26 protein-coding genes and 2 pseudogenes are annotated in these 26,159 nt (G+C 57.4%); 19 read left to right on the top strand and 9 right to left on the bottom strand.

Annotated features, from left to right (window positions below):
• Entirely contained in the window at nt 1-876 is an 876-nt protein-coding gene (locus tag GCN75_RS19795) for a DUF5131 family protein (RefSeq protein ID WP_152283945.1), read from the bottom strand.
• A gap of 74 nt (nt 877-950) precedes the next feature.
• A complete protein-coding gene (locus tag GCN75_RS29625; protein WP_152283944.1) occupies nt 951-1,172 on the bottom strand; it encodes a DUF6471 domain-containing protein in 222 nt (73 codons plus the stop codon).
• A 378-nt stretch (nt 1,173-1,550) separates the two neighbouring features.
• Here GCN75_RS29625 and GCN75_RS29620 point away from each other — a divergent pair.
• Nucleotides 1,551-2,476, top strand: a pseudogene (locus GCN75_RS29620) (IS3 family transposase); the annotation flags it as partial.
• A 96-nt stretch (nt 2,477-2,572) separates the two neighbouring features.
• On the opposite strand, the gene GCN75_RS19780 reads toward GCN75_RS29620, so the two are convergent.
• The 3 genes from GCN75_RS19780 to GCN75_RS19770 are packed head-to-tail and all read right to left on the bottom strand — an operon-like array spanning nt 2,573 to nt 3,861.
• Entirely contained in the window at nt 2,573-3,016 is a 444-nt protein-coding gene (locus tag GCN75_RS19780) for a protein-export chaperone SecB (RefSeq protein ID WP_152283942.1), read from the bottom strand.
• Nucleotides 3,016-3,324, bottom strand: coding sequence for a hypothetical protein (locus GCN75_RS19775; RefSeq protein ID WP_152283941.1), 309 nt, complete (start codon nt 3,322-3,324; stop codon nt 3,016-3,018). Before GCN75_RS19775 ends, GCN75_RS19780 begins: the two co-directional genes overlap by 1 nt.
• Nucleotides 3,325-3,327: 3 nt before the next feature.
• Complete coding sequence (locus GCN75_RS19770) at nt 3,328-3,861, bottom strand: hypothetical protein (protein WP_152283940.1); 534 nt, start codon at nt 3,859-3,861, stop codon at nt 3,328-3,330.
• Nucleotides 3,862-4,661: 800 nt separating this feature from the next.
• Between GCN75_RS19770 and GCN75_RS19765 the strand changes: the two genes are divergently transcribed.
• A complete protein-coding gene (locus GCN75_RS19765; RefSeq protein ID WP_226941470.1) occupies nt 4,662-5,447 on the top strand; it encodes a hypothetical protein in 786 nt (261 codons plus the stop codon).
• Nucleotides 5,448-5,494: 47 nt separating this feature from the next.
• Entirely contained in the window at nt 5,495-6,472 is a 978-nt protein-coding gene (locus GCN75_RS19760; protein WP_152283938.1) for a hypothetical protein, read from the top strand.
• A gap of 511 nt (nt 6,473-6,983) precedes the next feature.
• Here the strand turns inward: GCN75_RS19760 and GCN75_RS19755 are convergent.
• Entirely contained in the window at nt 6,984-7,442 is a 459-nt protein-coding gene (locus tag GCN75_RS19755; protein WP_152283937.1) for a hypothetical protein, read from the bottom strand.
• 406 nt (nt 7,443-7,848) lie between these two features.
• On the opposite strand from GCN75_RS19755, the gene GCN75_RS19750 reads away from it, so the two are divergent.
• Nucleotides 7,849-9,792, top strand: coding sequence for a hypothetical protein (locus tag GCN75_RS19750; RefSeq protein WP_152283936.1), 1,944 nt, complete (start codon nt 7,849-7,851; stop codon nt 9,790-9,792).
• Between the two features lie 34 nt (nt 9,793-9,826).
• Complete coding sequence (locus tag GCN75_RS29925; protein WP_193317571.1) at nt 9,827-9,982, top strand: hypothetical protein; 156 nt, start codon at nt 9,827-9,829, stop codon at nt 9,980-9,982.
• Nucleotides 9,983-10,317: 335 nt separating this feature from the next.
• Here GCN75_RS29925 and GCN75_RS19745 read toward each other — a convergent pair.
• Together GCN75_RS19745 and GCN75_RS19740 are read right to left on the bottom strand one after the other, a co-directional pair.
• Nucleotides 10,318-11,184, bottom strand: a pseudogene (locus GCN75_RS19745) (YifB family Mg chelatase-like AAA ATPase); the annotation flags it as partial.
• Nucleotides 11,185-11,295: 111 nt separating this feature from the next.
• Nucleotides 11,296-11,544 (bottom strand): accessory factor UbiK family protein, encoded by a 249-nt coding sequence (locus GCN75_RS19740; RefSeq protein WP_034749434.1) that lies wholly within the window; start codon nt 11,542-11,544, stop codon nt 11,296-11,298.
• A 269-nt stretch (nt 11,545-11,813) separates the two neighbouring features.
• Between GCN75_RS19740 and GCN75_RS19735 the strand changes: the two genes are divergently transcribed.
• From GCN75_RS19735 to GCN75_RS19675, 13 genes are all read left to right on the top strand, one after another.
• Nucleotides 11,814-12,581 (top strand): TorF family putative porin, encoded by a 768-nt coding sequence (locus GCN75_RS19735; protein WP_152283934.1) that lies wholly within the window; start codon nt 11,814-11,816, stop codon nt 12,579-12,581.
• An 11-nt stretch (nt 12,582-12,592) separates the two neighbouring features.
• Nucleotides 12,593-12,931, top strand: a complete 339-nt coding sequence (locus GCN75_RS19730) for a P-II family nitrogen regulator (protein ID WP_010393464.1) — start codon at nt 12,593-12,595, stop codon at nt 12,929-12,931.
• A gap of 11 nt (nt 12,932-12,942) precedes the next feature.
• Nucleotides 12,943-14,493: an ammonium transporter gene (locus GCN75_RS19725; RefSeq protein ID WP_152283933.1), complete on the top strand. Its 1,551-nt coding sequence runs from the start codon at nt 12,943-12,945 to the stop codon at nt 14,491-14,493.
• Between the two features lie 204 nt (nt 14,494-14,697).
• The gene (gene gshA / locus GCN75_RS19720) at nt 14,698-15,996 is read left to right on the top strand and encodes a glutamate--cysteine ligase (RefSeq protein WP_070254361.1); all 1,299 of its coding nucleotides are present in this window, start codon (nt 14,698-14,700) and stop codon (nt 15,994-15,996) included.
• A gap of 97 nt (nt 15,997-16,093) precedes the next feature.
• The gene (gene gshB, locus GCN75_RS19715; protein WP_152283932.1) at nt 16,094-17,062 is read left to right on the top strand and encodes a glutathione synthase; all 969 of its coding nucleotides are present in this window, start codon (nt 16,094-16,096) and stop codon (nt 17,060-17,062) included.
• A 2-nt stretch (nt 17,063-17,064) separates the two neighbouring features.
• Nucleotides 17,065-17,469, top strand: a complete 405-nt coding sequence (locus tag GCN75_RS19710) for a PTS sugar transporter subunit IIA (protein ID WP_029496035.1) — start codon at nt 17,065-17,067, stop codon at nt 17,467-17,469.
• 92 nt (nt 17,470-17,561) lie between these two features.
• The gene (locus tag GCN75_RS19705) at nt 17,562-17,831 is read left to right on the top strand and encodes an HPr family phosphocarrier protein (RefSeq protein ID WP_010393142.1); all 270 of its coding nucleotides are present in this window, start codon (nt 17,562-17,564) and stop codon (nt 17,829-17,831) included.
• A gap of 44 nt (nt 17,832-17,875) precedes the next feature.
• Nucleotides 17,876-19,618 carry a phosphoenolpyruvate--protein phosphotransferase gene (gene ptsP / locus GCN75_RS19700; RefSeq protein WP_152283931.1) on the top strand — a complete coding sequence of 581 codons (1,743 nt, stop codon included), beginning with the start codon at nt 17,876-17,878 and terminating at the stop codon, nt 19,616-19,618.
• 135 nt (nt 19,619-19,753) lie between these two features.
• Nucleotides 19,754-20,953: a homoserine O-succinyltransferase MetX gene (metX, locus tag GCN75_RS19695; RefSeq protein ID WP_152283930.1), complete on the top strand. Its 1,200-nt coding sequence runs from the start codon at nt 19,754-19,756 to the stop codon at nt 20,951-20,953.
• On the top strand, nt 20,950-21,561 hold the full coding sequence (gene metW, locus GCN75_RS19690; protein ID WP_152256136.1) for a methionine biosynthesis protein MetW: 612 nt from the start codon (nt 20,950-20,952) through the stop codon (nt 21,559-21,561). The genes metX and metW overlap by 4 nt, the downstream gene beginning before the upstream one ends.
• Nucleotides 21,561-22,820 carry an AmpG family muropeptide MFS transporter gene (locus tag GCN75_RS19685; RefSeq protein WP_152283929.1) on the top strand — a complete coding sequence of 420 codons (1,260 nt, stop codon included), beginning with the start codon at nt 21,561-21,563 and terminating at the stop codon, nt 22,818-22,820. Before metW ends, GCN75_RS19685 begins: the two co-directional genes overlap by 1 nt.
• Nucleotides 22,801-23,703 (top strand): M48 family metallopeptidase, encoded by a 903-nt coding sequence (locus tag GCN75_RS19680; RefSeq protein WP_152283928.1) that lies wholly within the window; start codon nt 22,801-22,803, stop codon nt 23,701-23,703. Before GCN75_RS19685 ends, GCN75_RS19680 begins: the two co-directional genes overlap by 20 nt.
• 1 nt (nt 23,704) lies before the next feature.
• Nucleotides 23,705-24,610 (top strand): pseudouridine synthase, encoded by a 906-nt coding sequence (locus GCN75_RS19675; protein ID WP_152283927.1) that lies wholly within the window; start codon nt 23,705-23,707, stop codon nt 24,608-24,610.
• On the opposite strand, the gene GCN75_RS19670 is transcribed toward GCN75_RS19675, so the two are convergent.
• A complete protein-coding gene (locus GCN75_RS19670) occupies nt 24,607-25,383 on the bottom strand; it encodes an exodeoxyribonuclease III (RefSeq protein WP_152283926.1) in 777 nt (258 codons plus the stop codon). The two genes, GCN75_RS19675 and GCN75_RS19670, sit on opposite strands and share 4 nt — an antisense overlap.
• Nucleotides 25,384-25,492: 109 nt before the next feature.
• Here GCN75_RS19670 and pyrE point away from each other — a divergent pair, with 109 nt between their 5' ends.
• On the top strand, nt 25,493-26,155 hold the full coding sequence (gene pyrE, locus GCN75_RS19665; protein ID WP_076568256.1) for an orotate phosphoribosyltransferase: 663 nt from the start codon (nt 25,493-25,495) through the stop codon (nt 26,153-26,155).
• Nucleotides 26,156-26,159: the final 4 nt, after the last annotated feature.

The following is a 26,159-nucleotide window of genomic DNA, read 5'->3' as shown; positions in this document are numbered from 1 at the left end:
CTATCGTATCAAGCCCCCCTCAAAGAGAGGAACCTGGTCCCACGTTGTTCCGCCTAGCTCACGGCCACCTTTTGTTTTTCCCACCTTGGCCAAGCGAATAATTGCACCGTTACGACCGATGACATCTATGCGTTGCGTACGAGCGGAAATCCCCTCTGCAATAAGTTCCTCTGGCGCCCAATGGCCCCACTGTTTAAAGTGGAATGGTACGCCTGCCTCATTGCACTGGTCGCGCAAGTCCTCTGGCCAAGCCGGATTCATCGATCGTGAGTCAGGTCCGCTTTCCCCTCCAGCGATAACCCAATTAATGCCGGCAATATCTGAACCAGGTGCGCGCAGCCATGGTCGCAGATCAAGAGGTCCTAAAAGTGGTTCTGCCGAAACGAAGCGTACCACTACATTGTGTTCAAGCAAATGGTCTATTCTTTTTTCTAACCAATGTTGATTCTCTGTACTAGTTCCAAGCCAAATATTTTCTGGCCATTTCCCGGACCAAGGAGCCAGTTTTTTAACGTGACGAATTCGCTTTGTGAGCAGGAGCCAATCGAGGTTAGGCGTCGCTTCAATGAGCGCCCAAAGCCTTTCCCTGGTTGCATTGAGGTCAGGGCGATCTTCAAAAACATCGGCCATCGATGCACAAAATACACGACGACGCTCGCCTGCTGCGGCAGCGTCCCTATCCCACTTAAGCGGCTCACGCCAATGCGCATCGGTAAAGAAGCGCCGCGGAGCTTCTTTGCCCCAAAGGTCGTTCATGCCAACGCGTTTGGCCCAAGTTTCTGCATAGCAGTGCTTACAAGCAGGCGATATGCGCAAGCATCCCCACCAAGGATTAAAAGTGTGATGGGTCCACTCGATCTTACTGTTGACGCCCATGATGCCCTCCCATAAATAACGATCAACTGTACATATGCTCAGTTGTAAATTTACCACTGTGTTACGCCTGATTGCTAATCAAGTCTGATTTCATCTTTGCCTAGAGCCTTCATGCATTGCAAAAAAAATACGAAGGTAAATCGTCCTCGCGTGATTTTCGTCGCGACTCCCTTATAGGTTTCTTCTATGCCAAGGTCTGCCAAGCGAGAAACTAATTCACCGTAGCTGACACCCGATAGCTTTAGCTCGGCTTTAAGTTTGTTGGCGGCTCTTCTGGACCATTCGTCGGAGTACACGTAAAGAGATTTTAGGAAAAATAATGTGGATATTATTCCTCATATTTGAGGAATAATCAATATAAATAAGTATTTTTCCTCATAATATTTAACCTAAAATGTTCTGATCTGAGTGTCAATAGTCGGGTTCTTCGGCTAAAAATCATGTTTGATGATCGTCTGATATTTAGAGGAATTGATTGAAGACGCTGGTTTTAAATGAGTGGGTTTAATGACCCACTCCGCGCGCTTCCGCTAATCCGGTCGTTGATATCAAAGGTGGATTAGCTATCATCGTTTGTCGTTTTATCCGCCTACCTAGGGCGTTGCGGATGCCCCAGCGGTTGTCGTGTAATATCTGAGAGCTAGCTTTCGCTGGGTAGCGTACCGTGGTAGCCATCGCTGATGGCCCGTATGAAGGAGCTGAAGGACGAAAAACGGCGCTTGAAGAAGATGTATGCCGAAGAACACTTGAAGGCCAGGAGCGTCGCGAAGGCTCTGACAAAAAGCGATAACGCCATCTCACCGGCGGGAGATGACACGATGGGTCGTTGCCAAGCGCTTTGCCACAATAAGACAGGCTTGCCAGGCGTTTGGCATCAGTCAAGCTTAGTATCGTTATCATGCCAAGCTCGACGCGGAAAACGCTATCGTGGCCGACTGGCTCATACGTTTGACTAACAACTAGCGTAACCGGGGCTTCGGCCAGTGCTTCCTGTATTTGCGCAACGTGATTGGATTTAAATGGAGCCACAAGCTGTATCAAGAGTCGGAGCTGACCCTGCGGATCAAACCGCGTCACTGTTTGGTGCGAGATAAACCTCTTCTGCCGCTGGCGGTGCCCGCGCAAATCAACCAGACCTGGTCAATGGACTTCATGCACGATCAGCTAGCCGATGGCAGAAGCATCCGCTTATTCAACGTGATCGATGACTACAACCGTGAAGGACTCGGCATTGAGGTTGACTTCTCATTGCCGTTCGAACGCGTCATCCGTTCCCTCGACAGGATCATCGAATGGAATGGCAAATCTCGAGTCATCCGCTGTGATAACGGCCCCGATTACATCGGCGCCGCAACGTTGGCTTGGGCGGCCAAGTGCGGCTCACATTGCGTTTATTCAGCCTTGCAAGCCGCGACAGAATGCCTATGTTGATCACTATAATCGAACGGTGCGCTACGACTGGCTTGCCCATCGCCTGTTTGAAACGCTCGATGATATCTAGGATTTTGCAACCCACTGGCTGTGGATTTACAATCACGACCGACCCAACATGGCACTTGGCGATAACACACCAAAACAGAAGCTTGCCCGTGCTACTTAACCTCTACTTTTAGCGCGATCTAAAAATTGGGGGAGGGGGGTTGCCGCAGGAGTGCAGTCTTAAGCAAACCCCAGCCGCTGATGACTATTGGCGAACTTAGTTGCCTACCTGTACCGGCGCTTCTACTTTAAAGGTAGGGATCTCAATTAGCGGTAGTAGTCCCTCAGGAAGTCCGACTTTACTCGTTAACGAATAGACCTGTTCTCGTATGTATGGATACAAAACGATTGGCGCATTATGGTCCGCCCAATGGGAGATTTGATCGATTGGAAACCTCGTCTCGTCGACTTTGAATCGACCATGGAGTTCAACCTTCAAACTAAGAACGTCGTCTTCGCCCTCACCCGCGACAATTCGCATTCTGACTTGGATTTGCTGCGTTTCAGGATCATAGTTTGAGCGACCGGTTTCGATAGTGAACTCCGGGAGCTCCGAATCGCGAGGTGCTTCTAGATTGACCTTGATGCTAAGCTCCGCCACACGCAACTCAATAATTTGAATTGCGTGAAGCTTGTATTCCTTTTTCTTCGATGCTTCCATTATGCGGCCAATGCGTAACTATTATCGTTCGCTGCCGACAGGGCTACTTCTTCGAACAATTGAACTGACGAGCGAAGTACATTTTCGAAGTCCAAGTTGTCTTGCATAGCCATGTGCTCACGAAACAATGCAATGTATGTGCTGTGCGATACACCGAAGCTTGCGAAAAACTCACTAGCTTCACGCATTGCAACAGCAAATGCTCCATTACTATGCTTTTTTAAGTCTGCACGTAGCTCATCGGCAGAAAGTGCATCCATTTCATCCAATACTTCTGCCAGAGCCTCTTCTAGAGACATCTTGCTCATTTTTTACTCCTCAGTTTCAACGATCTTTAATTCCAATTTAACAGACTCATCCCTTACGACAAGCACTGATGGATGAGGAATAACCTGTTTTTCCAAAAAAAACATTTTAGGAGGTGGCGATACTATTGCCTTTGCAAGCAAAAAACGCTTGCCTCGCTTGACCTCAATTTTGGTGATAATCGATTCGTACGCGTCGCCAATGTCATCATCTGTCCTCTCAGAAAGCTTTCTTAGCATAATTCCTACGCGCTCTTGCATCCGGCCGGTGCAATCAACAGTGTCGTCTGTACACACCTCAAACGATGCATCAATAACGGCACAAATCGAATCCTTTTCTTTATATACCCCACGTTTTTTTTGACTTTGATACCAAGCAATGGCGTATTCATTAGCGAACAGTGGGTCATCAAAGTACTCCCAGAAATACAGCCCCTTGCCTACACGGCCTGCCGCAGCGCGTCCAAAGTCAAAGCCATTTGACAAGATGCTCTTCGCACTTAGCATTGTTGTGCCGTGAGTTCCCTTATGTTTTTGCATCAAGCAGAAATTCACTCCGTTGTGATAGCACTTACGTCACTATCGTTGTCTACTCAAAGGTACCACAGCACTACTTATCGTGCACTCATTGTCGCAAGACAACTAGGGTCTCTAAGAGATCTCTAAGTCATTGAAATGTAAGGATTTTTCTTGTTTTTGCAAAGGATAACCCTCTATTATCGGTGTGAAAGTGGGTGAATGCAAGAAAAAGAAATTTATCAGATCAATAGCTTTTAGGAAATTTTAACGGTTTAAGTAGACTTCAAATCTATCGAATTACCACATGCGAACCAGTTTTCTTCCACTGTTTTACAATGGAGGAACGCCTCAGACCGACAACGTTCTCGTCTCTACCGTCCAATCCCTCAGTCACGCAATGCTTTGCAGAAAGGTGAACGAGACGACCGCTTCCGTACCTATGAGTATGCTCATCAAACCGGACACTCATTCTCATCTCAATCTGGACAGCCAATAGTACTTGAAGGTTGATACCTGTTGGCATCGCAAACCGGATAGTGATTCAAGCTTCCTGACTGGATAGCATTTACCTTGTAGGAGATCGTACTGTAGAACTGTGAATCGAAGGTGTGGAGCCGGTCGAGTGCGAGGTTATAATACGGCCCAACATCATTCCACGAGCTCCCGAAGAGGCGGCAGTTGAGGCTCTTGAACAATTCAGGCGGTCCAGGCGGAGGACGCCCGAATAGCCGCTAGAGAGCTTCCAACGCTACCAAATCTATAGAGAGCCTGATATGCGAGTCAATCATTTTACCCGTCCCACTATAGCAGCAGCAGTCGCCATGCTCGACGGCTCTCTTAGTCAGGCAAAATTCGACCAAATGGTCTTCAAGTTGGGCCTGGAGGCTAGCATTCCGTTTGATAGCAGCCTGAGCGTGTCAAAGAAGGCGGCGCTACTTGCGCGCGAGGTGGCGAGAGCGGGCGAGACGGTTGTTCCCACAATCGACGGTCGAGTGACTTTGGCTGAGGCAGTTGTCCGTGAGGCAGTAGCCCTTACTTCGTCCAGCCCTTATTCACAGCAGGAACAGCAAAACCGTCTGCTGCGCGCGTTGGCTCTGGACGGCTTTGTGATTCAGTGGAATCAAAACTCAAGCATTGGAGAACTCCCCTGCCTTCGAGCCGCACTTCCTGCCGAGATTGACCTTCCCGTGGCAGATGATGAGGTACATCAGCTGCTGAATCACTTTGACTTTACGGTTAGCAAGGGACACCTCGACCAAGCCATTGAGGCACACACGCGCGGTGACTGGGCTGCCGCGAACAGCCAGACTCGTACCTTCATGGAGAGCCTGTTCGACGGGATAGCCAGCCACATTAACGAGGCCCAAGCTGCAGCCACGACCAGTTCCGAGAACAGACGTGCAATGCTGGCAAATATTGGATTCCTGTCGGTTCAGCGTAACGAGTGGACTTTAGATGGCAAGAATTATATCAATGGACTGTTCAAGATGCTGCATACGGAAGGGTCGCATCCAGGCCTCTCCGATGACGATAGGAGCACTTTCCGCCTGCATTTGGCATTGGTAACAGCGCGCACCTTTCTCCGCAGGCTTAAGAACCAAGGATAATTTCAAGGATGCCCAGAGTACAGATCCCTTAATACAAGGACGGATGGATGATCGATTTGCTACCGATATTGATGAGTGCGACAACCACAATGCAGCAGCGCATGAAGAATTGGTTTGCTGCTTATCCCGCCGGGATGCCGTGGACGATCGTATCGGACTACTGTCTTGGTGATGAGGGTAAAAAGAACGATGTCTTCTCGTTTGTGGTCATCGCCAATCACGACAAGACAGAGAACATCAGTGAATATATTTCGGGAGTCGCACCGCGGGACATCAAGAACATCAGACAAGTACCTCTCGGGTTGATGCAGTATTTAACTTCCCCACAGCCCGTGACGTTCAGCGTATCGTTTGTTATCAACCGAGATTCAGCGCTCTTACGTGACTACCTGCGCGTCGAAGACATGGCAAGCTTTATTCCTGATGCTTGCGAACTTGTGAGAGCTTTGCGTAAGAACTCGCCGGCTAGTTCCTCGGTCAACCCTAGTTACTTTGACGAGGTGCTGAAGCGACTCGGCATTTTTGAGAAGGACTTGGGTCGAAAGCAGATGAACGAGAAGCTGTCGCGCCAGATTCATCTCGCATCGGGATTCGCTGCTACGCTGTTCTATTTGGTAACGAATGCGACCGGAGCGGGCTATCTACGGTGGATTTCGGACCGTGACAAGCTCATTGAGCACAACGATACGATCGTCTACGATCTTGCTTACCTCTATTTCATTCTTATGTCGTCTAGCCGGTCGGGACTCATCCGCAATGAGCAGGGTAATTTCATACTTGACCTGCCCAAGACCCTTTTTGAGCTGCCCGAGAAGACTGGTCAGCACAGATTCGATGCTCTCATCCGATTGCCAGATTACCTGGCAGGGACCCTTGCTGACATTGGTCCAGACATGTCGTACTCGAAAGAGAAGTTTCGCGAAATGTTGCACGGCGTCTTTGTTGACTCGCCAAATAACTGGCTCGTGCATTTGACTTCAAATGGCGAGCGTATCTCTGCGCGTTCCGTCCAATACCGCTCCTGACGCGGGTTCCGTAGGTTTTACCAAAGTTGCAGCATGAAGAAGCTAACTCCAGCGACCAGCGTTAGAAAACGTAATCCGGTGCTAATGCAAGAGGCGCCGGAATGGCTTTGTTGCACAAATCCCCACCAGCAGCCCCTGAATCGAGGCTCAGGTAAACTGGCGCCATGAGTGCACCTGCCAAACCGAAGTATCGAATAGCCAACTGGAACGAGTACAATGCGGCGCTGAAGGCGCGGGGTTCGCTGCTGATCTGACTGCCTGCCATCCACAATGCTGATGAAATGCTTGTCAGGAGCAAAATAATCAATCAACCAGGAGCAGGTTGTGGATGGTCGAGCGCGCCGGTGCCGGATGAACAAAGCTGCGCTGCAAGATGGCTATACCCTAAGGTGAGAGCACCAGAATGAAGTCGGGATGCCGACTCAGAAATTGATAACGATGCACGAATTTTCTGAAAAATGTTACGTTCCGCAGCATGTGTACGCCACCAGAATGTCGTCGCATGTGTATTCTAGACTCGTGCAGATTCAGTAGGTGGTAACTGGAATAAGCGATGGCACTGCCAAAGTGTAGCTATCATCTCTAGGTTTCGCCATAGAAGCTCCGGAGGTAAGCCACTCTGTTGCGCAGCTTGATCCACAGCCATCACAACATTTTGTACCGGCGCCTCTTGAAGGAAATGTACGATATTGGAAATATTTTCTTCAGGTACATCACCGGTCGTCAGAATATTAAGCAAAGTTTCTGGTGTGAGTATTTTTCGGTAACTTACGCTACATGTCTGTGCTGCCATCCATAGCCATTTTCGGGGCTTCAAGGGGACCATGGTAACTGTGTTTAGACCAAGCACATGTGGAAGATCTAATGGGCCAAAGCCTTCCCCTGCGTGGGCCATGAAGTGGGCCTGCGAAATCGTCAAGCCTAAAGTCGAGCAACGTTCTGCAATAGTCTTGAAATCAGCTTTTTTCATCGTTCAAGTATGACATACCAAAAGGGAAGTTCAGAACTTCAAAGATCTCACAGCTACACTAAGCGCCAAGACAAGTTTCCGATTATGAAATTGGGATTTCAGTGATCTAAAACTGGGTCTTGGCGCTCAGCCGTGACTCAGAACAGCCCAAGCTGCTTGTTCTTTGAACGAATAGGCATAGTGGCGTCGAACCAGGTTTGGTCAAAGCGCAACAGCCACCGAAGCGAAGTAGGTGTACCCCACAGGCGCAAACTGTTCCGCCACTAGCACATACACCGACAGCGGCTAGAGATTGAGACTGGTGATTTTTATCAAGGTAGAGAAGCCTGGGATAAATGCCTCTCAAAATAATTACACTTAAGTACGCGACTGACGTACACTAAGGCAATGTTCCCTTGCAGTAACTATGCCTAACTATCAAGAATTTCTTGCTCCGCTTCCGCTTGACGGCCGACTTTGGCTTGTGAAGTACATTGACCAGTTTCATCAAAAGGAACGTGGTAGTGGAACTGTCTCAGTCAATGTTTTGTTGCAGTGTCTGTCTATCACAACTGCTGATCAAATTAGTGAGTTAGAGCCCGATGAAATCAAAAGCATCCTCGGCTTTCGAGCAGGCAGAGACGCTCAGCAAGAGTATGCCTTTGCGCGTATCTTTGCTAGTAGCCTGGTCACCATCAGCATCGGCGATGTCTATTGCGACGGCGTACGTGTTGCGCAGTTACCGGCTCATACTGCGCTGCTATCGCTCTTGCCTGGGCAAAGCGACTCGTTAGAATTCACGATCGGCCAGCCAATTTCCGCCCCTTATGGCTGGCAGGGCGGCAACTATCAGATACTTAACGCTTTCGAGTTTTCGGGCCTGTATCATCATCAGCGAGACAACGTCAATCTGAAGGATTCTCGGGTAGTCGTTCTGCATATGCGTACAACCAAGGGTGTCGACACCTATGTGATACCGCGCACGACTATCTTTAAAGCGTTCTATGCATGCCACAGTGATATCGCCAATGCCTTTCTATCAGGCCCTTGGAGTGACAAGCTAGAAAACGTGATAATGCTCAATGAGACTTCAGGTCTCCTGCAAACCGGTATAGATGATGTAACAGGGGGATGGAACGTCGTCTTAAGACGCGATATCGGACGCCAGTTTGCCGGCCTCCTAGCGGTTTTGTACTTTGATCCGTACGGTCGCGCGCAGGCAAATGCGATTCACACTCAAAGCATCATTGATAGGAAGCGCAAAGAGTTGGAACCGTGGTATGCAAGTGCACGGATCCCTTACCAGGCACTACGCGAGCCGCTTAAGCTTAGAATCAAATGTCTGCCGCTGCGTAGTTGGTACTACAAAGATGAGGAAGAGCAGAATCGTGAAGACAAAAAATATTTCGTAACAGAAATAACTGGTACGTCTTGGCCGTCGCACTATCCGGTGATTGGCCGACATAGTGAGAATGACTCGGAACCTGGTAAGAGCATCGAAAATGTCGATTCGCCACCGCCATTTTCAAGAAGCCAGGCAGTGAAGTTGAGTGACCAGCACACTGTCATACGTTCGGATATAGATGCTAGTGACGATACGTCAAAAACGAAGATTTCAGGCGTCTCAAGTGATTGGCTGGATGGCGGTCCTACCTACGTCAATTTACTCAAGGAATACAGCAAACGGCACGCCGGACGACCTGCTGGTCCGTTTAGTGAAGAGGATGGGCGCGAAGTGTCAACCGGCGTGCGCAACAGGTCTAAGAAATCTGGACCGCGCGGTGAAGCCTCCGCTATCATGCGGCAGGAGAATGATCGCCTGAAGACTATGCTAGATAGCCTGCTCAGGCTAAAGGATTCTTACTTTTTAACGTCAGTCTCACTTGTCAAACCTCGACGTGATGGGCAAGCAGAAACCCGTAACGGACATCAGTGTTGGCGCTTTATTGACGACGCATCTCTTAAAGCAGGGAAATTGCGTCCTAGAGGTGGCTGGCCCACTATATATGATCGTCCTCGGGATCGACATACCGCTCATTACCGCACAGCATTGGTTCTGAAGCTGGAGTTTAAAGAAGAGTTTTACCACTGGATTGAGATTGAGGCACGGACCAGCGATACCTATAAATCTGTGCTGATAAAAGCGCCTTCATCCGGACGTATTGCCGCCATTGAAAAAGCCTTGTCAGCAATTGCCTTGGCAGAAGGTAGGCGGCTCGACGAAAGACTACCACCAGCTTTTGAAGGTGATGATATCGGTTTTCAGACATATGAGCATGAGAAGGAAAAAGGCTCTCCCCTGCTTTCAGAGTCCAAGTTGAAGGATTTTTTCCTTAAGAGTGCCATTCGATTAAGACATGTGGCAAATTAGACGTGGCACTTCGACGCATCATTCTGGGGACTGGATGTACTTCGCAGCCGTCGTTACCGGCATAGCGATCTTCTGCTCGATTATCGGCAACGGCTTCTGGAATTACGTCAGCCGCGTCTTGCCGCTCACGCTGATCGGGCAAATGATCGTGTTCGAGACCCTGTTCGCCGCCTTCTATGGTTTTTTGTGAGAACAGCGTTGGCCAACAGGTGCCGAAAGTGCAGCGATGGCGTTGCTTGTGGCAGGTGTTGCCGCGTGCGGTTTGGCGCATCGTCCGAAGACAGCACCGCAGCCCGATGCCTGCGAGATAAAGACTTCTTCGTACAGAGAGCCTGTAATGCGGCATGAGACTTGATGTCTGCTATGGTGCGGACCTGTTCACTTGCCGTGCAGCTGTTCAAAGCATTGGGCTTTGCGCTGACGCGCCGCAAACAACTATGTCGGCAGAAAATGGTGCCGTTTAGTAGTCGCCGAGCCCAGTCGTTCTTTTACTTGTTATATTCGCGTTTTTAAATGTAATTGACAGCCGCCGCCTACCAGGGCCACGCCGGACGCCGTCTGGTGCGGCGCCCGGTAGGGGCGGCACTTCCAGTGTTCCACCTTGAAATGGCCGCCCAGCGAATGCACGGCAGCCGATTCCAGCGCCTCTTCATCGTTCATCGGCGGCAGCACGCCGGGAAAGCGGCTGGCCAGCATGGTCTTGCCCGCGCCCGGCGGCCCCACCATCAGGACATGATGGCCGCCCGCGGCCGCCACTTCCAAGGCGCGCCGCGCCTGCTGCTGCCCGTGCACATCGGCAAAGTCGGGATACGGGAAAGCGTGCGCCGCCAGCGTGGGTTGATGGCGCTGCAGGGCAGTCTGCTGGCTGGCATGCGCGGCAAAATGCGCGCACACCTCGGGCAGGCTGTGGGCCGGATAGATGCAGGCATCGCCGACCAGCGCCGCTTCGTCCGCGTTCGCCTGGGGCAGGATGAAGGCGCGTGGCGCACCGGCCCGGCTGCGCTGCATGGCAAAGGTCATGGCCAGCGCGCCGCGGATGGGGCGTAGCTGGCCCGACAGCGACAGCTCGCCCGCGAATTCATAGTGATGTAATTGATCGCCCGGCAATTGGCCCGAGGCGGCCAGGATGCCCAGCGCAATGGGCAGGTCGAAGCGGCCCGATTCCTTGGGCAGGTCGGCTGGCGCCAGATTGGCCGTAATGCGCCGCGCCGGCATCTCGAAGCCGCAGTTTTGCAGCGCGGCGCGGACGCGGTCGCGCGATTCCTTCACTTCCGTATCCGGCAGGCCGACTATCGTAAACGAGGGCAAGCCATTGGCAAGGTGGACTTCGACACTTACCTCGGGCGCCTCCATGCCGGCCAGGGCGCGGCTTTTCAGGACGGCCAGGCTCATCAGACTCCCCCGTAACGCGGGCGCGGGCAGGATCAGTCTAGCGCTGGAAGCGCCGCCAGGCTTGAGCTATGCCAGCAAGGCCGTCAATAAGGGGGCCTGGCTGGCCGCACTTTACGCTTTGGTATCGTTCAGGCGCGTTTCCAGTTCGATCAGGCGCAATTCCAGTGCGTCGAGCTTGGCGCGGGTCTTGGCCAGCACTTGCGCCTGGATATCGAATTCCTCGCGTGTGACGAGATCGAGGCGGGCGAAGCCCTGGGTCATCATCGATTTCACGTTTTTCTCGATATCCTTGGCCGGCGAGTTTTCGATGGCTTGATGGATCTTGCCTTGCAAGTCGTTAAAGAAGGTATTCATGTCCATGGTCAGTCCTTTTATGGTGCGGCCTGTGCATCGCACCATTGCGGTGCACAGCGGCGTTAATCTGGTGCGAAGCTGGGCGGTTCATTGTGCTACAGCAGCCCGTTCCCGCAGTCCTGGCGGCTTGCAGGCTATGTATGGACGGAAATGCACCTGTCAAGGTGGCAAGAGAGCTGGCACGTATTCTGCTAAAGAAGCTATGAACGCTTTGTGATCTCCAGCCAAGATTTTAAACCTCAACCGCTTTAAAAGTTCAATAAAAGGGAATCGCCATGAAGAATCTGTCCAAGAACATGACTTTAGCTGCAGCGTTGACGCTGGCCATGACCGCCTTGAGCGGTAGCGCCAAGGCCCAGGACGCAGTGGCGGCGCCTGCCGCGGCCGAAGCCGTGCCCGACAATGTGGTGAGCTACAACGTGGCGCTGACCAGCGACTACCGCTACCGCGGCGTGTCGCAAAGCCGCCTCGACCCTGCAATCAGCGGCGGCGCCGACTATACCCACAATCCGACGGGGCTGTATGTGGGCACCTGGCTGTCGAGCATCAAATGGATCAAGGACGGCGGCGGCGATACCAACCTGGAATGGGATATCTACGGCGGCAAGCGGGGCGAGATCAGCAAGGATTTTACCTATGACGTGGGCGGCCTGTATTACTTCTACCCATCGAATGGCCTGAGCACCAATGCGAACACTTTCGAGCTGTACGGCCAACTGGGCTATGGCCCTGCGTACATCAAGTATTCGCATTCGACCACCAATCTGTTCGGCGTGGCCGACAGCAAGAACAGCGGCTACCTCGACGTGGGCGCCAACGTGGACGTGCATGACGGCTACATCCTGAATCTGCACGCGGGGCGCCAGAAGGTCGCACACAACGATTCCCTCAGCTATAACGATTTCAAGATCGGCGTGACCAAGGATTTCGGCATGGCGACCGTTGCCCTGGCTGTCGTGAAGGCCAACATTACGTCGCTGGCGCCGAATGGCAAGAATCTGGCGAAATCCGGTCTCGTGCTGACCGTATCCAAAACCTTTTAAGCGAGACAGCCATGAAAATGATTACTGCAATCATTAAACCGTTCAAATTGGACGAAGTACGCGAAGCCTTGTCGGCTATCAATGTGCAAGGCATTACCGTCACCGAAGTCAAGGGTTTCGGCCGTCAGAAAGGCCACACGGAACTCTACCGTGGCGCCGAGTATGTCGTCGATTTCTTGCCAAAAACGAAGATTGAAGCGGCCGTCGATGACGCCATTGTCGACCAGGCCATCGAAGCGATCGAAGGTGCCGCGCGTACCGGTAAAATCGGCGATGGCAAGATTTTCGTCTACAACCTGGAACAGGTCATCCGTATCCGTACCGGTGAAACCGGCAACGAAGCGCTCTAAGGGGAATATCGATGCGTAAAAATATAACAAAATTGCTAGCTGGGATAGCCTGTCTGTGTGCGTTTGGCGTCGCTACGCCGAGCTTTGCCGATGCCCCCGCCAAGACGGAAGCGGCCACGACTGCGGCCGTCGCTGCCCCTGCCGTGACGCCGGCGCCTGACGCAGCGGCACCGGCCGCCGCACCCGCTGCCGCCGCGCCGGCTCCTGCCGCAGCCGCGCCAGCCGCCGCCCCTGTCGCCAACAAGGGCGATACGAGTTTCATGATGATCAGCACCTTGCTGGTGATCCTGATGACCATCCCCGGCCTGGCCCTGTTCTACGGCGGCCTGGTGCGCTCCAAGAACATGCTGTCCGTGCTGATCCAGGTGTTCATGGTGTTCGCGCTGGTCATCGTCCTGTGGTGCATCTACGGCTACTCGATCGCGTTCACGGAAAAAACCGCTTTCTTCGGTGGCTTCGACCGCCTGTTCCTGAACGGTATCTGGGATCCGGCCAAGGGCACGTTTGCTGCCGCCGCCACCTTCAGCAAGGGCGTGGTCATTCCCGAGTTCGTCTTCGTGGCGTTCCAGGGCACGTTTGCCGCCATCACCTGCGCACTGATCGTCGGCGCCTTTGCCGAGCGCGCCAAGTTTGCCGCCGTGCTGGCCTTCGTCGTGCTGTGGTTCACGTTTGCCTACCTGCCAGCGGCCCACATGGTGTGGTTCTGGACCGGTCCTGACCTGATTACCAACGCCGCCACCTCGGCCAGCGAAGCCCTGAAGGCGGGCTGGATCTGGCAAAAAGGCGCGCTGGACTTCGCCGGCGGCACCGTGGTGCACATCAACGCCGCCGTCGCCGGCCTGGTGGGCGCCATCATGATCGGCAAGCGCGTCGGCTACGGCCGTGAATCGATGGCGCCGCACTCGCTGACGATGACCATGATCGGCGCTTCCCTGTTGTGGGTGGGCTGGTTCGGTTTCAACGCCGGTTCCTCGCTGGAAGCGGGCGACGTGGCGGCCCTGGCCTTCGTCAACACCTTGCTGGCGACTGCTGCCGCCACCCTGTCGTGGGTATTTGGCGAGTGGATCAGCAAAGGCAAGCCATCCATGCTCGGTGGCGCATCGGGCGCCGTTGCCGGCCTGGTGGCGATCACCCCGGCGGCCGGCTTTGTCGGCCCGATGGGCGGCCTGGTCATCGGCTTGCTGGCCGGTGTCGTCTGCCTGTGGGGCGTGAATGGCCTGAAACGCCTGATCGGCGCCGACGATTCGCTCGACGTGTTCGGCGTGCATGGCGTGGGCGGTATCCTGGGCGCCTTGCTGACGGGTGTGTTTGCGGCGCCACAACTGGGCGGCCAGGGCATCTTCGACTACGTCACCAACAAGATGTCGGCGGATCCGTACTCGATCGGCCACCAGGTGTGGGTGCAGGCGCAAGCGGTCGGCACCACTATCCTCTGGTCGGCCATCGTCTCCGTCATCGCCTATAAACTGGTCGACATCGTCATCGGCTTGCGCGTCCCGGAAGAAGAAGAGCGCGAAGGCCTCGATATCACCAGCCATGGCGAGCAGGCATATCATGGCTAAATGCTAATCATCTGGCACGCCAGCGCCCCGCCGCGGCGTGTCCTGCTGGAAAAGGCGCCTCATTGAGGCGCCTTTTTTTCGTTATGGGAATGGAAAAGGTCTTTAAAACAAGGCTTTTGCCCCGATTTGGGGTACTTACACGGTAATATAGTCGGCAGTTCTGTGTGCTTTTTTGAATACTGCACATAATTTAAGGATGTAACTATGGTTCCCCATCTCGTCACGGCCCTGACCGGACCGCTGCTCGACCTCGAAAAAAAGATTCTGGCCGCGACGCCGGCCATTGAGCGCTGGTTTCGCATGGAGTGGCAAGAGCACACGCCGCCCTTCTATTGCTCGGTAGACTTGCGTAATGCGGGCTACAAGCTGGCGCCCGTCGATACCAATCTGTTCCCTGGCGGTTTCCATAACCTGGCCACGGAAATGCTGCCCTTGTCCGTGCAGGCGGCCATGGCCGCCATCGACAAGTATTGCCCGGATGCCCGCAACCTGCTGATCGTGCCGGAATTGCACAACACGACGCCGCAATACCTGCAGAACGTGGCGCGCCTGATGCAGATCTTCCGCCAGACGGGGCTGCACGTACGCTTCGGCTCCTGGTCGCCCGACATCACCCAGCCGACACCGTTGGCGTTGCCAGATGGCAATATGCTCGTCATCGAGCCCCTCGTGCGCCTGAACAACGGCCGCCGCCTGGGCTTGAAGGATTTCGACCCGTGCACGATCTTGCTGAATAACGACTTGTCGGACGGCATCCCCGATATCTTGCAAAATATTCATGAGCAAAGCCTGCTGCCGCCCTTGCACGCGGGCTGGGCCTTGCGCCGCAAGAGCAACCACTACACGGCCTACGATGAAGTGGTGAAAAAATTCGGCAAGATGATCGACGTCGACCCGTGGATGCTCAATCCCTTCCATGCCAAGTGCAGCGACGTCAATTTCCAGGAAGGCGAGGGCGAGGATGCGCTGGCTGCCAGCGTCGACGTGCTGCTGGCCAAGATCCGCAAGAAATACAAGGAATACGGCATCAAGGAAAAGCCCTTCGTCATCGTCAAGCCCGATGCGGGCACGTATGGCACGGGCATCATGACGGTGCGCGACGCCAGCGAAGTGCGCGACCTGTCGCGCAAGCAGCGCGACAAGATGTCCATCGTCAAGGACGGCAAGGTCGTCACGGACGTGATCATCCAGGAAGGCGTGCCCACCTTTGAAAGCATCAAGGATGCCGTGGCCGAGCCTGTCGTCTACATGATCGACCGCTATGTGGTGGGCGGCTTCTACCGCGTGCATGCGGAGCGGGGTGTGGACCAGAACCTGAACGCGCCCGGTTCGCAGTACGTGCCGCTGGCGTTTGCCCAGCAGCATGCCGTGCCGGACTTGAAGGCCAAGCCGGGCACGGCCGCGCCGAACCGCTTCTATGTGTATGGCGTGGTGGCGCGCCTGGCCTTGCTGGCCGCGTCGCTGGAAATGGAGCGCACGGACCCGAATCCCGAGGTGTATTGATCCATCCCTGCGGCTTGCCGGGCGCGGTGACTACTGTGCCTGGCGATCTCGGCTAGAATCAAGCATTCCTTATCCAGGCTCCCCGATTGGACGCACCATGAAAATTGCATTCCTTGCCGACCCGCTGGCAGGCTTCAAGACTTACAAAGATTCCACCTTCGCCATGATGCGCGAGGCGGCCAAACGCGGCCACGCCGTCTACGCCTTCGAGCAGAAGGACATGGCGCTGGAAGAGGGCATCGTCACGGCACTGGTCAAGCATATCGAGCTGACGGGCGACGAGCACGACTGGTACAAGGTCGTTTCCACCGAGGAAGTGCGCCTGTCGGCCCTGGACGCCATCATCGAGCGCAAGGACCCGCCGTTCGACATGGAATACGTGTACGGCACGTATCTGCTGGAACTGGCGGAAAAGCAGGGCGCGCACGTCTTCAACAAGCCGTCCGCCATCCGCGACAACAATGAAAAGCTGGCCATTGCGCAGTTTTCCGAATTCACTTCGCCGACCCTGGTGACGTCGAACGAAGCGCGCCTGCGCGCCTTCCACGCCAAGCACCAGGACGTCATCTTCAAGCCGCTCGACGGCATGGGCGGCACGGGCATCTTCCGCGTCAAGGCCGATGGCCTGAACCTGGGCGCCATCATCGAGACGCTGACGGAGAACGGCGCGCAGACCATCATGGCCCAGCGTTTCATCGCCGACATCGTCAAGGGCGACAAGCGCATCCTCGTCATCGGCGGCAAGCCGGTACCGTTTTCGCTGGCGCGCATCCCGCAGGCGGGCGAAGTCCGGGGCAACCTGGCTGCCGGCGGCACGGGCGTGGCGCAGCCATTGACGGCGCGCGACCTGGAAATCGCTGAAAAGCTGGGCCCGATCCTGGCCGCGCGTGGCCTGATGCTGGTAGGATTGGACGTGATCGGCGACTATCTGACGGAAGTCAACGTCACCAGCCCAACCTGCTTCCAGGAAATCATGCAGCAGACGGGCTTTGATGTGGCGGCCATGTTTGTCGACGCCGTCGAGCATGGCGTTGCGCAAGCACAGCAGCACCAGAAGGTGAAATGACCATGGTAGGGATTTTGCTCATGACACACGCACCGCTGGGACAGGCATTCATCGCCGCCTGCGCGCATGTGTTTCGGGGGCCAACGGAACGTTTTGAAGCCATCGACGTCGTCGCCGACCAGGACCTGGCGGAAGTGCAGAAGCTGGCGTCGGAAGCCATCTGCCGCCTCGACGACGGTTCCGGCGTGCTGGTGATTACCGACGTGAAGGGCGGCACGCCGTCGAACTGCTGCAACAAGCTGGCCGATGCGGGCCGGGTGGAAGTCATCGCCGGCATCAGCCTGCCGATGCTGCTGCGCGCCATCACGTATCGCCGCGACACGCTCGACGTGGTGGTGGAGATGGCGCTGGCCGGTGCGCAAAGCGGCGCCGTGCGCGTCGATAACCGCATCCGCGTAGGCGAATAGGGAAGTGCATGGCCGCCGCCCTGAAGGCGGCGGGTTTTATAGGCCAAGATTGTCATCAGCGTAGTGCATTCAGGGATAGAGACCATACAAAAATGATTCAAAAAGAACTCGAAATCATCAACAAGCTGGGACTGCACGCACGCGCCTCCGCCAAATTTACCCAGCTCGCCGCCAAGTTCAAGAGCGACGTCTGGCTGACCCGCAACGCGCGCCGCATCAACGCCAAGTCCATCATGGGCGTGATGATGCTGGCCGCCGGCAAGGGCGCGAAAGTGACCCTGGAAGCCGAGGGCGATGACGAGCAGGCATGTGTCGATGCCCTCACCGCCCTGATTAATGACAGGTTTGGCGAAGGCGAGTAATGCCCGCCGAACGCAGCCGCAGCCGCATTCCGACAGGTCACCCCATGGCATCTTTCACGCTCCACGGCATCCCGGTCTCCCGCGGCATCGCCATTGGCCGCGCGCATCTGCTGGCGCCGGCCGCCCTTGACGTCAAGCATTACCTGGTCGCCCAGGAACAGATCGAAGCGGAAGTCCAGCGCTTGCAAAACGCCATCGCCGCCGTCCACAAGGAACTGCAAACCCTGTGGAACGAGCTGCCGAAGGATGCGCCCACCGAACTGGGCGCGTTCATCGACGTGCACGCGCTGATCCTGTCTGACCCGATGATCGCCGAAGCGCCGCTCGACATCATCCGTTCGCGCCATTACAACGCCGAATGGGCGCTGCTGACGCAAATCGATGAATTGTCGGCGCAGTTCGACGAAATCGAAGACCCGTATCTGCGCGAACGCAAGGCCGATATCCAGCAAGTGGCCGAGCGCGTGCTGAAGGTCTTGCTGGGCACCGAACAGCTGCTGCCGAAAGCGGCGGCCGACGATGAATTGCTGGCGCAGATGATCGTCGTCGCCCACGATATCTCGCCGGCCGACATGCTGCAGTTCCGCGACCGCTCCTTCATCGGCTTCATCACCGACGTGGGCGGCCAGAACTCGCATACGGCCATCGTCGCGCGCAGCCTGGATATCCCGGCCGCCGTCGGCATGTCGCAGGCGTCGATGCTGATCGAGCAGGACGACTGGCTGATCATCGACGGCGACGCGGGCGTGGTGATCGCCAACCCCAGTCCCCTGGTGCTGGAGCAGTACCGCGAGCGCCAGGTGGCCATGCAGCGCGCGCGCAAAAAGCTGGGCAAGCTGAAAAAGACGCCGGCCGTCACCAGGTGCGGCACGCCGATTACCCTGCTGGCGAATATCGAACTGCCCGAGGATTGCCCGTTCGCGCTGGAATCGGGCGCCAGCGGCGTGGGCCTGTTCCGCTCCGAATTCCTGTTCATGGGCCGCGCGCACAAGATCCCCACCGAGGACGAGCAGTTCGAGGCTTACCGCAACACGGTGCAATCGATGAAAGGGCGCGTGGTGACCATCCGCACGCTCGATATCGGCGCCGACAAGCCGCTCGACCAGTCCGACCATACGGCCTTGAATCCCGCCCTGGGCTTGCGCGCCATTCGTTACTGCCTGGCCGAGCCGCAGCTGTTCCTGACGCAGCTGCGCGCCATCCTGCGCGCCTCGGCCTTCGGCAAGGTGCGCATTCTGATTCCCATGCTGGCGCATGCGTTCGAGATCGACCAGTCGCTGGCCATGATCGCGCAAGCGAAGGCCAGCTTGCGCGAGGAGGGCGTCAAGTTCGACGACGAGGTCGAAGTGGGCGCCATGATCGAGATCCCGGCCGCCGCGCTGGCCTTGCCCATGTTCGTCAAGCGCATGGATTTCCTGTCGATCGGCACGAATGACCTGATCCAGTACACCCTGGCCATCGATCGCGTCGACTACGAAGTGGCACATTTGTACAATCCGCTGCATCCGGCCGTGCTGCAGCTGATCTCGATGACGATCGCCGCCGGCCACAAGGCGGGCATCGACGTGGCCGTGTGCGGCGAGATGGCGGGCGACGTGAAGCTCACGCGCTTGCTGCTGGGCATGGGCTTGCGCGAGTTTTCCATGCATCCGGCGCAACTGTTGGCGGTCAAGCAAGAGATCCTCAACAGCGACCTGGGCCTGATCGCACCACAAATGCGCAAAATTATGCGCTCCATGGAACCAAATGTGATCGCGGAAGCCGTACAACAGTTGCAGCTCATGTAAACTGTCGCTTTATCAGCATCAGGGCACCTCGCGCGCGGCAAGAGGTGTCCTGATGCTAAAGTTGCAGCACCTATCATCGCGGTGCTGCATCGACCATGGCCCGTGGGGCCGCCCCCCTTTTATAAACCGACACACATGTCATCCATTGGAATCGTTTCGCCGCAAACCATGTATTTTGCGCAACCTTTGCAGCTGCAAAGCGGAGCATCGCTGCAAGACTATATGTTGATGTATGAAACCTACGGCACCCTGAACGCCGACAGATCGAATGCGGTGCTGGTCTGCCACGCCCTGAACGCCTCGCACCACGTGGCCGGCGTGTATGCGGACGAGCCGAAAAGCACGGGCTGGTGGGACAATATGGTGGGACCGGGCAAGCCGCTCGACACCGACAAATTCTTCGTCATCGGCGTCAATAACCTGGGTTCCTGCTTCGGCTCGACGGGCCCCATGCACACCAATCCCGCTACCGGCAAGCCGTACGGCGCCTCATTCCCCGTCGTCACGGTGGAAGACTGGGTCAGCGCGCAGGCGCGTCTGGCCGATGAACTGGGCATCACGCAGTTCGCCGCCGTGATGGGCGGCTCCCTGGGCGGCATGCAGGCGCTGGCGTGGAGCATCATGTTCCCCGAGCGCCTGCGCCACTGCGTGGTGATCGCCTCGACGGCCAAGCTGTCGGCGCAAAACATCGCCTTCAACGACGTGGCGCGCCAGGCCATCCTGTCCGACCCCGATTACTGCGGCGGCGACTTTTATGCGCACGGCGTGGTGCCGAAGAACGGCTTGCGCGTGGCGCGCATGGTGGGCCACATCACCTATCTGTCGAACGACGACATGGCCGAAAAATTCGGCCGCAAGCTGCGCGATGCGGCGCAGACGGGCGACTACAAATTCGGCTTCGGCATCGACTTCGAGATCGAATCGTACCTGCGCTACCAGGGCGACAAGTTCTCCGAATACTTCGACGCCAATACGTATCTGTTGATCACCAAGGCGCTCGATTATTTCGATCCGGCGCGCGCGCATGGCGGCGACCTGGCCAAGGCCCTGTCGGGCACCAAGGCCAAGTTCTTCCTCGCCTCGTTTTCCACCGACTGGCGTTTCTCGCCCGAGCGCAGCCGCGAAATCGTCGAAGCCCTGGTGTGCAATCGCCGCCAGGTCACGTATGCCGAGATCGACGCGCCGCACGGCCACGACGCCTTCCTGCTGGAAGACCCGCGCTACATGAACATGGTGCGCGCCTATTACGGCCAGGTATGGCATGACATCACGGCGGGCGCGCCCGCCGCAGCACAGAACACCGCCGTCCGCCAGGGCGCCAAGGAGACCGCATGACTTTCGACGAATTGAGCGCGCTGCGCCCCGACCTGGCCTTCATCGCCCACTGGGTGCCGGACAACGCGCATGTGCTGGACGTGGGCTGCGGCGACGGCGTGATGCTGCAGTACCTGCAAAGCGACAAGGAGTGCAGCGGCTATGGCATCGAGATCGCCGACGACAAGGTGCTGGCCAGCACCCTGCGCGGCGTCAACGTGATCCAGCAGGACATGGAAAAGGGCTTGGCCGTCTTTGGCGACAACAGCTTCGATACGGTGCTGTGCCTGTCGTCCCTGCAGATGATGAAGCAGGTCGAGCCGCTGCTGCGCGACATCGTGCGCGTGGGCGCCGAAGCCATCGTCTCCTTCCCCAATTTCGCCTATTGGCCGCACCGCGTGGCATTGCTGAAAGGGCGCATGCCCGTGTCGAAATCGCTGCCCTACCAGTGGTACGACACGCCCAACGTGCGCTGCGCTACCATCAACGACTTCCGCGAACTGGCCGAGGAATGCGGCCTGGAAGTGATCGAATGCGTGGCCCTGGCCGAAGGCAGGATGGTCTCCGTGCTGCCCAACCTGCGTGGCGACCTGGCCGTCTTCCGCCTGCGTAAAAAAGCGGTGCATTGATGAGCACAAGCCTGGCGCCAGGCTGGCGTTCCTATGCCAATGGCCGCATGCTGGCCGTGCTGGTGCTGGGCTTCAGTTCCGGCCTGCCCCTGTTCATCCTGCTGTATCTGCTGCAGGCATGGCTGGCCAAGTCGGGCCTGAACGTCAAGGCGCTGGGGCTGTTCGCCCTGGTGCAGTTCCCGTATATCTGGAAATTCCTGTGGGCGCCCCTGATGGACCGCTACCGCATCCTGGGGCTGGGCCGCCGGCGCGGCTGGATGGCCCTGACGCAGGTGGCGCTGTTCTTTTCCATCGGCGGCATGGGCATGCTCGATCCGCTCACGCAGATCGGCCTGATCGCGGCCGCTGCGGGCGGCGTGGCCTTCCTCTCCGCCAGCCAGGACATCGTCATCGACGCCTACCGGCGCGAAATCCTCAGCGACAACGAGCAGGGCCTGGGCGCCGCCGTCATCGTCAACGCGTACAAGGTGGCGGGCATGGTGCCGGGCGCGCTGTCGCTGATCCTGGCCGACCGCATGCCGTGGCAGCCCGTGTTCTGGATCACGGCCGCCTTCATGCTGCCTGGCCTCGTGTGCACCTTGCTGATCAGGGAGCCCACCGTGTACGGTTCGCCGCCGAAGACCATGCGCGAAGCGATCATCCTGCCGTTCCAGGAGTTCATCGCGCGCGATGGCTGGCGTAACGCAATGTGGATCCTCGCCTTCGTATTACTCTACAAAATCGGCGACAGCATGGCCACGGCGCTGGCGACGAAGTTTTACCTGGACCTGGGTTTTTCCATGACGCAGATCGGCCTGGCCGCCAACACCACGGGTTTCTGGGCCAGCCTGGCCGGCGGCGTGGTGGGCGGCGTGTGGATGCTCAAGCTGGGCATCAACCGGGGCCTGTGGGTGTTTGGCGCGCTGCAGGCCATCGCGATTCTGGGTTTCGCCTGGCTGGCGCAGGTGGGGCCGAATACCATGCTGTTGAGCGCCGTGATCGGCTTCGAAGCCTTTGCCAGCCTGGGCCTGGGGGCGGCCGCGTTTGTCGCGTTCCTGTCGCGCACCACGGACCCGCGCTACACGGCCACGCAATATGCGCTGTTTTCCAGCCTGAGCGCCGTGCCGCGCACCCTGATCAATGCCTCGGTGGGTTTTCTCGTTGCCGAGCTGGGCTGGTTCTCGTTTTTCATCGTGTGCTTCTTCCTGGCCTTCCCGGCCATGATGATGCTGCCTAAAATTGCTCCATGGAGGTCTGCCAATGGCACCAATATCCCTTAAACGCTGCGCCGTCCTGGCCAGCCTGTGCGCCGCCACCGCGCTGGCGCCCTTGTCCGCCCATTCGCAACAGCAGGTGATGCAGGATGGCATCAAGGTGCGCCCTTTGTCGGGCACGCGCATTTTCGCCGGCGGCGAAAACTTCAACGAGAAATCGAAACTGCAGTATGCGGAACTGGTGCGCGAGGCCAAGGAAAAAAATGCGCTCGTGCCGGACAGCGATCCGCAGGTGAAACGCTTGCGCGCCATCGCCCAGCGCATCATCCCGTACGCGGCACGCTGGAACGACGCCGCCAGCAGCTGGCAATGGCAGATCAACCTGCTCAATTCGGACGAGGTGAACGCTTTCTGCATGCCGGGCGGGCAGATCGCCTTCTACAGCGGCATCCTGAATAAACTGAACCTGACGGATGATGAAGTGGCCGTCGTCATGGGCCATGAAATTTCGCACGCCTTGCGCGAACACGCGCAGGCGCAGGCAGGCAAGGGCAACCTGGCGGCCGTGGGCGCCAAGCTGGCCGGCGCCGGCCTGTCGGCCTGGCTCGGCGTCGATCCGAACCTGACCAGCACCGCCACCAATATGGCGGCCAAGGGCGTGATGCTGAAGTTCTCGCGCGACGACGAGCGCGAAGCGGACCTGATCGGCATGGACCTGGCCGCGCGCGCCGGTTTCGACCCGCGCGCCGGCGTGGTGCTGTGGCAGAAGATGGCGGCAGTCAGCAAGGGCGCGCCGCCGGAATTCCTTTCGACCCACCCATCGGGCAGCGACCGCATCTCGCAGATGAACAGCCACATGGCGCAAGTGCTGCCCTTATATGCGCGCAGCAAGGGTGTCAGCGTGGACGCCTTGCCGCCATACCGCAGCAACGCCATCGCCGCACGCTAGGATGTCTGCCCGTAGCAGTTCCGTGCCGCTGCCCATGCGCGACGGCGTCGCCCCCAGCTATCTGTGGCTGCCGGAGGGGCAGTGGCCGGACATGCTCTCCTTTCTCGTCGCGCGCTATCCGCAGATCAGCGCCGCGCAATGGCAGGACCGCATGGCGCGCGGCGAAGTGGTCGATGGCGACGGCGCCGTGCTGGGGCCCGCCAGCGCCTACAAGCGCGGCATGCGCATTTTTTATTACCGCGAGCTGGAGCGCGAAACGCCGATCCCGTTCCAGGAAGAGATCCTGTTCCAGGACGAACACCTGGTGGTGGTCGACAAGCCCCATTTTCTGCCCATGACGCCGGGCGGGCGCTTCGTGCAGGAGACCTTGCTGACGCGCCTGAAGAAACGGCTCGACAGTGCCGACCTGACGCCCATCCACCGCCTCGACCGCGAGACGGCCGGCGTGGTGATTTTTTCGCGCCAGGTAGCGAGCCGGGGCGCCTACCAGTCGCTGTTCCAGCGCCGCGAAGTGCGCAAGACGTACGAGGCGCTGGCGCCGCGCCTCGACGGCCGCGATTTTCCGTTCACCTACCGCAGCCGCATGGTCGAGGGCGCGCAGTTTTTCCTCATGCGCGAGGAGGCGGGGGAGCCGAACTCGGAAACCGTCATCGACGTGATCGAACGGCGCGGCGAGTTGAACCTGTACCGGCTGCATCCGCACACGGGCCGCAAGCACCAGCTGCGCGTGCACCTGGCGTCGCTGGGCGTCCCCATCGTCAACGATGCGTTTTACCCGGTGGCCCTGCCGTGCAAGGAAGACGACATGTCGCAGCCCTTGCAGCTGCTGGCGCGCGCCATCGATTTCACGGACCCGTTGAGCGGCGCGCCGCGCCGTTTTGAAAGCCGGCGCAGCCTGGGGGCTTAAACCTTGAGCGTGTAATCGATGATCAAGGGCGCGTGGTCGGAGAAGCGCTCGTCCTTGTAGACGCTGACCGTGTGCGCCTGCGCCGCGATGCCGGGCGTGGCGACGTGGTAGTCGATGCGCCAGCCTACGTTCTTCGCATAGGCCTGGCCCCGGTTGCTCCACCACGTGTACTGGTCTTCGCGCTTGTCCAGGCCGCGGTGCACGTCGACGAAGCCCACTTCGTCGAAGACGCGCGTCAGCCACGCGCGTTCCTCGGGCAGGAAGCCGGAATTCTTCTTGTTGCCCTTCCAGTTTTTCAGGTCGATTTCGTGGTGGGCGATGTTCCAGTCGCCGCAGATGACCACTTCGCGGCCCAGCGCCTTCAATTCCAGCAAGTGCGGCAGGAACAGTTCCATGAAGCGGAACTTGGCTTCCTGGCGTTCCGGGCCGGACGAACCGGACGGGCAGTACACGGAAATGACGGACAGGTTGCCAAAATCACAGCGCACATAGCGGCCTTCGGCATCGAATTCGGGGCTGCCGAAGCCGATATGCACGGCGTCCGGTTCCACCTTGCTGTACACGCCCGTACCGGAATAGCCTTTTTTCTCGGCATAGTGGAAATGGCCATGGTAGCCGTGCGGATTGAGGAATTCCGGCGTCATGTCGGGCAGCTGCGCCTTCAATTCCTGCACGCAGATGAAATCGGCCGTCTGCGTGCCCATCCAGTTGAAAAAGCCTTTTTTGGCGGCGGAACGGATGCCGTTCAGGTTGGCGGAGATAATTTTTGGCATAGGTCGAGAGTAAAAAGGGCGCTGGACGGGGCCGGCGGGCGCGGCATGGCGATTGTCTCGCCGGTGCGCGCGGATTAAAATACAGGCACTTTTAAAAAATGAGGCTAATGTGAATAATTTACGCCAGCAGTTTATCGCGTTTTCAGTATCCAAGGGAGTCTTGCGGTTTGGCGAGTTCACCACCAAGGCCGGACGCCAGTCGCCGTACTTCTTCAATGCGGGCCTGTTCCATGACGGCGCCACCTTGGCCGAGCTGGCGCAGTTCTACGCGCAGACCCTGCTCGACTCGGGCGTCGAATTCGACATGCTGTTCGGCCCCGCCTACAAGGGCATCACCCTGGCCTCGGCCACCGCCGTGGCGCTGGCCGGCAAGGGCCGCAACACCTCGTTCGCCTTCAACCGCAAGGAAGCCAAGGACCATGGCGAAGGCGGCACCATCGTCGGCGCCAAGTTGCATGGCAAGGTTGTCATCATTGACGATGTGATCTCGGCCGGCACCTCGGTGCGCGAATCGGTCGACATGATCCGTGCCGCCGGCGCCGAGCCATGCGCCGTGCTGATCGCCCTGGACCGCATGGAGCGTTCGGGTCCGGACGGCCAGCTGTCGCCAAGTTCGGCGGTGCAGGAAGTGTCGAAACAGTACGGCATTCCCGTCATCTCGATCGGCAACCTGGACGACCTGTTCGGCTACCTGAATGGCGCAGGCGCCGATCCGGAACTGCTGAAGCACAAGGAAGCCGTTTCCGCCTACCGCGCGCGCTACGGCATCTGAGGTT

This window comes from Janthinobacterium violaceinigrum (genome assembly GCF_009208555.1).
Taxonomy (GTDB): domain Bacteria; phylum Pseudomonadota; class Gammaproteobacteria; order Burkholderiales; family Burkholderiaceae_D; genus Janthinobacterium; species Janthinobacterium violaceinigrum.
This window is presented reverse-complemented; position numbering and strand designations above follow the sequence as displayed.

Bases quoted from the DNA above. Each gene is read 5' to 3' on its own strand.
- GCN75_RS19670 (WP_152283926.1), bottom strand. From the start codon at position 25,383: ATGCCAAAAATTATCTCCGCCAACCTGAACGGCATCCGTTCCGCCGCC.
- GCN75_RS19740 (WP_034749434.1), bottom strand. From the start codon at position 11,544: ATGGACATGAATACCTTCTTTAACGACTTGCAAGGCAAGATCCATCAA.
- GCN75_RS19730 (WP_010393464.1), top strand. From the start codon at position 12,593: ATGAAAATGATTACTGCAATCATTAAACCGTTCAAATTGGACGAAGTA.
- GCN75_RS19795 (WP_152283945.1), bottom strand. From the start codon at position 876: ATGGGCGTCAACAGTAAGATCGAGTGGACCCATCACACTTTTAATCCT.
- GCN75_RS19685 (WP_152283929.1), top strand. From the start codon at position 21,561: ATGAGCACAAGCCTGGCGCCAGGCTGGCGTTCCTATGCCAATGGCCGC.
- GCN75_RS19680 (WP_152283928.1), top strand. From the start codon at position 22,801: ATGGCACCAATATCCCTTAAACGCTGCGCCGTCCTGGCCAGCCTGTGC.
- GCN75_RS19780 (WP_152283942.1), bottom strand. From the start codon at position 3,016: ATGGAAGCATCGAAGAAAAAGGAATACAAGCTTCACGCAATTCAAATT.
- metW (WP_152256136.1), top strand. From the start codon at position 20,950: ATGACTTTCGACGAATTGAGCGCGCTGCGCCCCGACCTGGCCTTCATC.
- GCN75_RS19755 (WP_152283937.1), bottom strand. From the start codon at position 7,442: ATGAAAAAAGCTGATTTCAAGACTATTGCAGAACGTTGCTCGACTTTA.
- GCN75_RS19770 (WP_152283940.1), bottom strand. From the start codon at position 3,861: ATGCAAAAACATAAGGGAACTCACGGCACAACAATGCTAAGTGCGAAG.
- GCN75_RS19675 (WP_152283927.1), top strand. From the start codon at position 23,705: ATGTCTGCCCGTAGCAGTTCCGTGCCGCTGCCCATGCGCGACGGCGTC.
- GCN75_RS19760 (WP_152283938.1), top strand. From the start codon at position 5,495: ATGATCGATTTGCTACCGATATTGATGAGTGCGACAACCACAATGCAG.
- ptsP (WP_152283931.1), top strand. From the start codon at position 17,876: ATGGCATCTTTCACGCTCCACGGCATCCCGGTCTCCCGCGGCATCGCC.
- gshA (WP_070254361.1), top strand. From the start codon at position 14,698: ATGGTTCCCCATCTCGTCACGGCCCTGACCGGACCGCTGCTCGACCTC.
- GCN75_RS29925 (WP_193317571.1), top strand. From the start codon at position 9,827: ATGTACTTCGCAGCCGTCGTTACCGGCATAGCGATCTTCTGCTCGATT.
- gshB (WP_152283932.1), top strand. From the start codon at position 16,094: ATGAAAATTGCATTCCTTGCCGACCCGCTGGCAGGCTTCAAGACTTAC.
- GCN75_RS19765 (WP_226941470.1), top strand. From the start codon at position 4,662: ATGCTCGACGGCTCTCTTAGTCAGGCAAAATTCGACCAAATGGTCTTC.
- metX (WP_152283930.1), top strand. From the start codon at position 19,754: ATGTCATCCATTGGAATCGTTTCGCCGCAAACCATGTATTTTGCGCAA.
- GCN75_RS19710 (WP_029496035.1), top strand. From the start codon at position 17,065: ATGGTAGGGATTTTGCTCATGACACACGCACCGCTGGGACAGGCATTC.
- GCN75_RS19735 (WP_152283934.1), top strand. From the start codon at position 11,814: ATGAAGAATCTGTCCAAGAACATGACTTTAGCTGCAGCGTTGACGCTG.
- GCN75_RS19775 (WP_152283941.1), bottom strand. From the start codon at position 3,324: ATGAGCAAGATGTCTCTAGAAGAGGCTCTGGCAGAAGTATTGGATGAA.
- GCN75_RS19750 (WP_152283936.1), top strand. From the start codon at position 7,849: ATGCCTAACTATCAAGAATTTCTTGCTCCGCTTCCGCTTGACGGCCGA.
- GCN75_RS19725 (WP_152283933.1), top strand. From the start codon at position 12,943: ATGCGTAAAAATATAACAAAATTGCTAGCTGGGATAGCCTGTCTGTGT.
- GCN75_RS19705 (WP_010393142.1), top strand. From the start codon at position 17,562: ATGATTCAAAAAGAACTCGAAATCATCAACAAGCTGGGACTGCACGCA.